8 protein-coding genes are annotated in these 7,780 nt (G+C 70.4%); 3 read left to right on the forward strand and 5 right to left on the reverse strand.

Translation table 11 applies throughout. The features are described 5' to 3' along the window. Nucleotides 1-219 precede the first annotated feature (219 nt). Nucleotides 220-885 carry a M23 family metallopeptidase gene (locus ABEA26_RS33695; protein ID WP_345597561.1) on the forward strand — a complete coding sequence of 222 codons (666 nt, stop codon included), beginning with the start codon at nt 220-222 and terminating at the stop codon, nt 883-885. 95 nt (nt 886-980) lie between these two features. Here ABEA26_RS33695 and ABEA26_RS33700 read toward each other — a convergent pair whose 3' ends face one another. After that, a complete protein-coding gene (locus ABEA26_RS33700; RefSeq protein ID WP_345597563.1) occupies nt 981-1,568 on the reverse strand; it encodes a TetR/AcrR family transcriptional regulator in 588 nt (195 codons plus the stop codon). 159 nt (nt 1,569-1,727) lie between these two features. Here ABEA26_RS33700 and ABEA26_RS33705 point away from each other — a divergent pair, with 159 nt between their 5' ends. Together ABEA26_RS33705 and ABEA26_RS33710 are read left to right on the forward strand one after the other, a co-directional pair. After that, nucleotides 1,728-3,344 carry an MDR family MFS transporter gene (locus tag ABEA26_RS33705; protein WP_345597565.1) on the forward strand — a complete coding sequence of 539 codons (1,617 nt, stop codon included), beginning with the start codon at nt 1,728-1,730 and terminating at the stop codon, nt 3,342-3,344. A gap of 206 nt (nt 3,345-3,550) precedes the next feature. Beyond that, on the forward strand, nt 3,551-3,973 hold the full coding sequence (locus ABEA26_RS33710; RefSeq protein ID WP_345597566.1) for a hypothetical protein: 423 nt from the start codon (nt 3,551-3,553) through the stop codon (nt 3,971-3,973). Between the two features lie 34 nt (nt 3,974-4,007). On the opposite strand, the gene cseC is transcribed toward ABEA26_RS33710, so the two are convergent. The 4 genes from cseC to ABEA26_RS33730 all read right to left on the reverse strand — a co-directional run bounded on the left by cseC (nt 4,008) and on the right by ABEA26_RS33730 (nt 7,597). Then, nucleotides 4,008-5,492: a two-component system sensor histidine kinase CseC gene (cseC, locus tag ABEA26_RS33715; RefSeq protein WP_345597568.1), complete on the reverse strand. Its 1,485-nt coding sequence runs from the start codon at nt 5,490-5,492 to the stop codon at nt 4,008-4,010. Between the two features lie 16 nt (nt 5,493-5,508). Then, nucleotides 5,509-6,213 (reverse strand): two-component system response regulator CseB, encoded by a 705-nt coding sequence (gene cseB / locus ABEA26_RS33720; protein ID WP_345597570.1) that lies wholly within the window; start codon nt 6,211-6,213, stop codon nt 5,509-5,511. A gap of 161 nt (nt 6,214-6,374) precedes the next feature. Next, a complete protein-coding gene (locus tag ABEA26_RS33725) occupies nt 6,375-7,070 on the reverse strand; it encodes a hypothetical protein (protein WP_425587947.1) in 696 nt (231 codons plus the stop codon). Beyond that, on the reverse strand, nt 7,058-7,597 hold the full coding sequence (locus tag ABEA26_RS33730) for a SigE family RNA polymerase sigma factor (RefSeq protein WP_279566414.1): 540 nt from the start codon (nt 7,595-7,597) through the stop codon (nt 7,058-7,060). Before ABEA26_RS33730 ends, ABEA26_RS33725 begins: the two co-directional genes overlap by 13 nt. Nucleotides 7,598-7,780: the final 183 nt, after the last annotated feature.

Below are 7,780 nucleotides of genomic sequence, written 5' to 3' on the forward strand. Positions count from 1 at the left end.
TGTGTGGATGGGGGATTCGCGGGCCTCTGAGCTGGTTTTGTCCACAATGAGGTCTCTGTCGAGAGTCGAGAAGTATCGCGCTGAAGTACTAAATAACGTCGTAGGTCACACCTTTGTGCGGTTCGGGGGCCCCGGGTTACCAATGTGGAGCCGGCCCGGTGAGCGCATCAGCGTCACGCCGGAAAGGCATCCCTCTGTTCCCGTCCCCATGAGGTTCGAATGTTCCCGCGTGTCACGTCCCGTTCTTCCCGTACGACCGTCCGCACCCGCGCCGCGGTGATGGCCGCAGGCCTCGGAGCCTCGGTCGCACTGGGAGCCGGGGTCGCGGCCGCCACCGGCACCCCGGCGGCCAGTAACTCCACCGCCGCGAGCGCCGTCGAGGCCCAGGCCGCGGCGCAGGCCAAGGCGGCGAAGGCCGGCGCGAGCACCGTCGACGCCAAGAAGACGGCCACCAAGAAGAAGGCCGCCTCCTGGGTGGACCCGGTGAAGAACTACAAGCTCACCGCCGGCTTCGCCCAGAACGGCGGCATGTGGGCGAGCAAGCACAGCGGCCAGGACTTCGCCGTGCCGATCGGCACCAACGTCGTCGCCGCCCACGGCGGCACCGTCGTCAAGGCCGGCGGCAACGGCGCCGGTGACGGCCCCGCCTACGGCAACGCGATCGTGGTCAAGCACGGCAACGGCACGTACTCCCAGTACGCGCACCTGTCCAAGATCAACGTGCAGGCCGGCCAGGTCGTGAAGACCGGCCAGTCCATCGCCAAGTCCGGCAACACCGGTAACTCCAGCGGCCCGCACCTGCACTTCGAGATCCGTACGACCCCGAACTACGGTTCGGCCGTCGACCCGGTCTCCTTCCTGCGGGACAAGGGCGTGACCGTCTAAGGATCATCCAGCGCGGTCCTGGCCGGATCAGGGCAGAGCTGAGGCCAGGACCGGGCCCAGGGTTGAGGTCAGGGCTGACACCGGGGCGCGGGGGGCTACACGCCCCCCGCGCCCCGGTGTGCCTGCGTCACCAGATCGGTGGCGACCTCGAGAACGGCCGCGCGCCTCTTCTCGGGGTCGTCCTCCAGGTCCTGGAGGACGAACATCCCGGCGTGCAGCGTGAACAGCGCACTGATGCAGCGGACCTGGTCGACCAGGTCCGCTTCCGGGTCGATGAGGATGTCGCGCAGGCCGAGGATGCGGTTCTTGAACATCTCGCCGATGCGCAGGTCCCGCACCGTCGCCTGGTTCTCCTGCATGAAGCGGAACAGCGGTGCCGCGCCGGCCAGCACCTCGCCGTACCGGCGGAGGGCCTCCCGCTTCGTCTCCAGGGTGTGCGGCTGCTCCCGCCCCCACGCGATCAGGCCCTGGATCGGCTGCGTGAGGTCCTCGAAGATGCTGACGAGGATCTCTTCCTTGGTCTTGAAGTGGTAGTAGAGCGCGGCCTTGGTGACGTCCAGGCTCTCGGCGATCTCGCGCAGCGAGGTCTTCTCGTACCCCTGCTCGGCGAAGAGCTCGAGTGCCACGTCCTGGATGCGCTGGCGGGTGTCCCCGCGGCGTCGCTGCTGCTTGGTGCCGTCCATCGTGCCGCCCATCCTCCTACGCACCCCCTGTTCCGCGCACTTTCCGAAAAACTTACTTGACGCCCGGCTAGTTGCGAGTCTACTTTCCCCAGTGTAGTCAACTTGCCGGTCGGCAAGTAAGCAAGCGAGTGCGCAGCGGTGGCTGGGGGAGTGGGAGCGATGGCGGACACACCGGAGACAGGGGCCGGCGACGTCGGCGGAGCCGACGGGGTCAAGCAGCCGAGGAGCGTGCGGGTGGTCCTGCTCGCGCTCATGATCGCGATGATGCTCGCGATGCTCGACAACATGATCATCGGCACCGCGATGCCGACGATCGTGGGCGAGCTGGGCGGCCTGGAGCACCTCTCCTGGGTGGTCACCGCCTACACCCTCGCGACCGCGGCCTCCACCCCGCTGTGGGGCAAGCTCGGCGACATGTACGGGCGCAAGGGCGTCTTCATGACGTCGATCGTGATCTTCCTGATCGGCTCCGCGCTCAGCGGCATGGCCCAGGACATGGGCCAGCTCATCGGCTTCCGCGCCGTGCAGGGCCTCGGCGCCGGCGGCCTGATGGTCGGCGTCATGGCCATCATCGGCGACCTCATACCGCCCCGGGAGCGCGGCAAGTACCAGGGCATGATGGCCGGCGTCATGGCGCTGGCGATGATCGGCGGACCGCTGGTCGGCGGCACCATCACCGATCACTGGGGCTGGCGCTGGTCCTTCTACATCAACCTGCCGCTCGGCGCGGTCGCGCTGGTCGCCATCAGCGCCGTACTGCACCTGCCGAAGAAACGAAGCCAGGCGCGGATCGACTACCTGGGCGCCGCACTGCTGACCGTCGGCATCACCGCCGTCGTGCTCGTGACCACCTGGGGCGGCACCGAGTACGCCTGGACCTCCGCGCGGATCATGGAGCTGATCGGTATCGGCGTCGCCGCGCTGGTCGGGTTCGGCTTCTGGCAGACCCGGGCCGCCGAGCCGGTCATGCCGCTGCACATCTTCCGCAGCCGCAACTTCACGCTGATGTCCCTGATCGGCTTCATCGTCGGCTTCGTGATGTTCGGTGCCACCCTCTTCCTGCCGCTGTACCAGCAGTCGGTGCAGGGCGCGTCCGCCACCAACTCCGGACTACTGCTCCTGCCGATGCTGGGCGCGATGCTCGTCACGTCGATGGTCGCGGGGCGGGTCACCACCAACACCGGCCACTACAAGGTCTTCCCGGTGGCCGGCGGCGCGCTGATGACCGTCGGGCTCTACCTGCTGTCGACGATGGACACCGACACCAGCCGCTTCACCTCCGGGGTGTACATGGCCGTCGTCGGCCTCGGCATGGGCTGCCTGATGCAGATCACCATGCTGGTGGCGCAGAACAGCGTGGAGATGAAGGACATGGGCGTCGCGTCCTCCTCCACCACCCTCTTCCGCACCCTCGGCTCCTCCTTCGGTGTCGCGATCATGGGCGCCCTGTTCAACCACCGTGTCCAGGAAGTCATGTCGGACAAGGCGGGTGCGCTGGGCACCGAGGTGACGGAGCAGTCGGCCCAGCTGGACGCGGCGAGCCTGGCCGAACTGCCGGAGGCGGCACGCGTGGCGTACCAGGACGCGGTGTCCTCCGGCACCCACGGAGCGTTCCTGCTGGGTGCCGTGGTGGCGGTGGTCGCCCTGGTCGCGGCGGTCTTCGTGAAGGAGGTACCGCTGAAGGGAGCGGGACCGAAGGAGTCGGAGGGCCCGGCCGACGGGGACGGCGGCAGCGACGGGGCCACGGCGAAGGCGCCGGTGACGGAGTCGGTCTGACGCCGTCGGTCTGACGCCGTCGCGGTCCGCCGCGCGTTGCTGTCACGAGGCCTCCGGGTGGTCAAGCCCCCGGAGGCCTCCGTCGTTGTCGACGCGAGGCCGGAACACTGCTGCTGGAACCGGCCGTGTCCGTGCGGCAGCCTTTGTGATCAGCTGGTGCCGTGGAAGCCATATGGACAAGCGTTGTAGCGGTTGGGGGCACACTCATGGGTGCCGTGATCACGCACATCTTCCAGCGTCTGGCGTCCAGACGCGACGAACTGTTCGCGCGGTCCGAAGCGCTCCGGCAGGAGCGCACAGCCACGTACAGTTCGTTCGCCGCGGCACTGGAGGACTACCGCCACGGCCAGGCGGACCGCTGGTACCGCAGCCAGCAGGATCCGGACGGAGAGGCCTTCGTCACCGCGCGTGATGAAGCACACCGCCTGCGAACGGTGACACGACAAGGGCTCTACCGGGTCAAGCTGCTCACCGACGAGCGGGAAGTGGTCCTCGCGGCCGAGCGGGCCTATCAGTGCACGCGGGACGTGTCGACCGCACAGGACCGAGCGGAGCGCGACGCGCTGGACGCCCGGGCGAGGCTCGCGATCGAAGCGTTCGTGGCCGACGCTTCGCCACTGATCCGTTGAACTGCCGACCGGCGGCACCCCAGGGCGCGGCCTTCTAGGACCGGCCCGGCGAGCCGCCGCGGGTTCGGTCCGGCAGCATCGGGTGGCTTCCGGTGTTCGTCGGCGCGTGCTCCGGCAGCCACAGCACGGCGACCGCGCCCTCGGCCGGTACGTGCTCCGGCGCCCCCGCCGGCCGTACGTTGCGGAAGGTGAGCCGGGCGCCCAGTACCCGGGCCTGGCCGGCCGCGATGGTCAGGCCCAGCCCGTGCCCGCGCCCCGCCCGGTCCGTGCTGCCGGTGCGGAAGCGGCTCGGGCCCTCGGCGAGGAGCTTCTCGGGGAAGCCCGGCCCGTGGTCGCGGACCCGGATCACCCGGCCCTCGACGCTGACCTCGACGGGCGCCCGGCCGTGCCGGGCGGCGTTGGCGAGCAGGTTGAACAGCACGCGCTCCAGGCGGCGCGGATCGGTGATGACCTCCGACTCGTGCACCACCCGTACCTCGACGTCCGGGTCCTTGGCCGTCACCCGCCGGGTCACGAAGGCGCCCAGCATGATGTCCTGCAGTTCGGCCCGCTCCGAGGCGCCGTCGAGCCGGGCCACCTCCAGGACGTCCTCGACGAGCGTGCGCATCGCCCGCGCCCGGTCCAGCACCAGCTCGGTCGGCCGGCCCGGCGGCAGCAGCTCGGCGGCCGTCAGCAGTCCGGTGACCGGGGTGCGCAGCTCGTGCGCGATGTCCGCGGTGACCCGGCGCTCCGCCTCCAGCCGCCGCTGCAACGCGTCCGCCATCGCGTCCACGGCACTCGCCAGGTCGTCGGTCTCGTCCCGCACGACACCGCCGATGGCGTCCCGGACCCGGATGTCCGGCTCGCCGTTGGCGACCTGGTGCGCGGCGGCGGCCGCCTTGCGCAGCCGGCGCGACAGCTGACCGCCGATGAGCACACCGAGCGCGCTTCCGCCCAGGACGACCGCGATGGAGCCGATGACCAGCGCCTGGTCGAGATCCTCGAGGATGCCCGCGCTGCGGTCGGTGAACCCGGTGTGCAGGGACATCACGTGCCCGTCCTTGAGCGGCACCGCCGCCCAGATGTCCGTGGCACCGCTCGGCCGGTCGGAGACGTACGTCGCGCGCCGCCCGTTCTCGACCTTGCGGCGCAGCTCCGCGGGCAGGGCCGGGTCGTCGATCCGGGCGTTGGGGAAGTTCTGCCGCCCGGACAGCTCGTAGTTGCGCTGGGCGACCAGGACGCGTTCGTCGGCGAGGTCGCGGGCGTTGTCCAGCATCGACACCCGGGCCGCGTTGTGCACGACCAGGCTCAGCACGACCGCCACCAGCGCGCCGACCAGCGCGATGGCCGCGCTGAGCTTCCAGCGCAGTCCGGTACGGATGCTCAGTCCCGTACGGATGCGGATGCCCAGATCCGCGCGCGTCCTCAGCTTCGCGCGCGTACTCGGCCCCGGACGGGCGCTCGGCACCGCCGGGGCGCCCGCGTGGTCGTCCGGGCGCCCCTGCGGCGAGGCGGTCTGGCGTTGGAAGAACCCCCGCATATCCCTGTGTCCCCGCTCAGGCCTTCAACTTGTAGCCGAAGCCACGGACCGTCTCGATCCGGTCCTGGCCGATCTTGGTGCGCAGCCGCTGCACATGGACGTCGACGACGCGGGTGTCACCGCCCCAGCCGTAGTCCCACACGCGCTCCAGGAGCTTGTCGCGCGAGAGCACCGTGCCCGGCGCGGAGGAGAACTCCAGCAGCAGCCGCATCTCGGTGGGGGTGAGCGCCACCGGCCGCCCGGCCCGGCGCACCTCCATGCCGTCGGTGTCCACCTCCAGCTCGCCGAAGGTGAGCACGCCCCCGGTGTCCGCGGCGGTTCCCGCCTCCGCCCGGTCGACGCCGCCGGCGTGGCCGAAGCGGCGCAGGACCGCACGGATCCGGGCGACCAGCACGGCCCCGTCGAACGGCTTGGTCACGTAGTCGTCGGCGCCCGCCTCCAGGCCGAGCACCACGTCGATGGAGTCCGCCCGCGCCGACAGCATGATCACCGGCACGGTCGACTCGTCCCGGATCCGGCGGCACAGGCTTACGCCGTCGAGGCCGGGGACCATGACGTCGAGGAGTGCGATGTCGGGGCGGTCGGCCCGGAACGCCTCCAGGCCGGAGAGCCCGTCGGGCATCGCGGTGACCGCGAAGCCGTCCCGCTCCAGGGCGAGCTGGGTGGCCTCGCGGATGACGTCGTCGTCCTCGACGAACAGGACGTGGGTCTGGTCTGCCATCCCGGTGCTCTCAGTCCTCGTTTGTGATGGTCGGGTGCGGTCGCCGGAAGCGGTGCGGTCACCCGCGCCATGTGTGGTCACTCGGGCAGACGCCGGGATCGCGCACCGCGTTCACTCGGTCATCGGTCCGAGCGGCCCGATCGGTTCACGTGCCGTGCGCGTCAGCGATCCGGCTCCGGCTCCGGTTCCTGCACCGCCTCCGGAACCTCACTCGGTGCGGCCCCCACGGCGTTGCTGTAGTCGTTGTGGGTGCGGTACTCCTCGGTGAACCGGCCCGAGGCCCAGCGGTACGTGATCACGTTGGTGTTGGACGGACTCGACACCGGGTCGCCCTTCTCGTACACCTGTTTGGTCACCACCAGGTCGCCGCGGTCGATCTCCGCGTAGACCGGAGGCTCCTCGGCCTTGAACACATTCTGGTACGCGCCGTCCTCCTCGCGGTACACGTAACTGCCCACACCCACCGCGTCACCGCACGTCAGCACATTGACGACGACGTCCTCCGCCGAGCCCTCGGTCACCTGCCCGTACGACACGTCGACGGGGTACTGGTCACCGGCGCACGGCTTCAGCTCGCGCTTGACCCCCGTGGCGACCTCGGGATCGGCCATGACGAGCCGCACCGCGTCCACGCGGTCGGGGGCCTTGGAGGGGGAGGCCGCGGGTGAGGGGGTCGAAGAGGCGACACCGCCGACCGCGTCCGCGTGGGCCGGGCCCTCGTCACGGGCGCCGGTACCGCCGGCGGCGCAGCCGGAGAGGGAGACGCCGAGGGCGACGAACACGGCCACCGCCGTACTCGCCGCCCGCACACTCCTCCGGGCCTCTCCGGGGCTCCGGCCGACGGTCAGGCAGCGCAACGCTCCCGCTCCTCACGCTCCAGCGCCCGTGCGTCCAGATCGCGGGCGACCAGCTCCTCGCGGAGCCGGGCGAGCGCCCGGTGCAGCGTGCTCTTGACGGTGCCGGCCGACATGCCGAGGGCGGCGGCCGTCTCCTCCGTTGACATCTGCTCCCAGTGTCGCAGCACCACGACGCTGCGCTGCTTCGGGGCGAGCACCTTCATGACGTCCATCAGCAGGGCGCGGTCCGCGTGCTGCGCGGTGGAGTCGTCCACGCAGGCCTCCGGGAGCTGCTCGGTGGGCACCTCCTCCAGCTTCCGCGCCCGCCACCACTCGGTCCGCGTGTTGATCATCACCCGGCGCAGGTAGGCGTCCGCCAGTCGCTTGTCCTCGATGGTCTCCCAGCGGCGGTACGTCCGCGCCAGCGCCGTCTGCAACAGGTCCTGGGCATCGACGGGGTCCGGTACCAGCCGACGGGCACTGCGCAGCAGCGCGTCCTGCCGGGTACGGACGTACTCCTCGAACTCGAGCACCTCGCCCTGCGCCATGGTCAACCGCCTTCCGATCCCCGTATTCCGGCGGTTGGTCATCCGCCGGCCCACTGCCTGTGGTCCGTAGTCGTCCTGTGCCCGCGGGGCACACGAACGAAGGTAGGGAAGCGTTGTCACGGCGCTGTGCGAAGCAGCCTGCGGCAAACCCTCGGCTGTCCGTCGGTTGTGTAACGGAAATAG

Source organism: Streptomyces marokkonensis, from assembly GCF_039539045.1.
GTDB lineage: Bacteria > Actinomycetota > Actinomycetes > Streptomycetales > Streptomycetaceae > Streptomyces > Streptomyces marokkonensis.

Coding starts and splice junctions, on each gene's coding strand:
- cseB (WP_345597570.1), bottom strand. CDS start 6,213: ATGGCAGACCAGACCCACGTCCTGTTCGTCGAGGACGACGACGTCATC.
- ABEA26_RS33710 (WP_345597566.1), top strand. CDS start 3,551: ATGGGTGCCGTGATCACGCACATCTTCCAGCGTCTGGCGTCCAGACGC.
- ABEA26_RS33730 (WP_279566414.1), bottom strand. CDS start 7,597: ATGGCGCAGGGCGAGGTGCTCGAGTTCGAGGAGTACGTCCGTACCCGG.
- ABEA26_RS33695 (WP_345597561.1), top strand. CDS start 220: ATGTTCCCGCGTGTCACGTCCCGTTCTTCCCGTACGACCGTCCGCACC.
- ABEA26_RS33700 (WP_345597563.1), bottom strand. CDS start 1,568: ATGGACGGCACCAAGCAGCAGCGACGCCGCGGGGACACCCGCCAGCGC.
- cseC (WP_345597568.1), bottom strand. CDS start 5,492: ATGCGGGGGTTCTTCCAACGCCAGACCGCCTCGCCGCAGGGGCGCCCG.
- ABEA26_RS33705 (WP_345597565.1), top strand. CDS start 1,728: ATGGCGGACACACCGGAGACAGGGGCCGGCGACGTCGGCGGAGCCGAC.